This window comes from Acidisphaera rubrifaciens HS-AP3 (assembly GCF_000964365.1).
GTDB lineage: Bacteria > Pseudomonadota > Alphaproteobacteria > Acetobacterales > Acetobacteraceae > Acidisphaera > Acidisphaera rubrifaciens.
Map to the genome: position 1 here is coordinate 1 of NZ_BANB01000898.1, position 241 is coordinate 241.

1 protein-coding gene is annotated in these 241 nt (G+C 69.7%); it reads right to left on the reverse strand.

Annotation, left to right across the window (positions count from 1 at the left end; genetic code table 11):
- On the reverse strand, positions 1–241 hold a 241-nt coding region (locus tag B8460_RS23135; RefSeq protein ID WP_206742661.1), incomplete at both ends, for a hypothetical protein.

The window sequence follows — 241 nt, forward strand, 5'->3', positions numbered from 1 at the left end:
GGTAACAGGGGTTCGAATCCCCTACGGGACGCCACTGCCGTACAAAACTGGGCACCATGGCGCCGGGGGGCGGCAGTCCTTCGTGGGTGGTGGCTTTTGCGAGTGCGGCGGTTGGTCCGCGGAGGCGGATTTCGTCGTCGGTGACGAGGACTTCCGCGAGGAAGAGGCGCACATAGGCCTTGCGGAAGGCGGGGTCGTCGCTGCGGAGGGCGGCGCGCAGGGCGGCGGCGGTGCGGGCGAT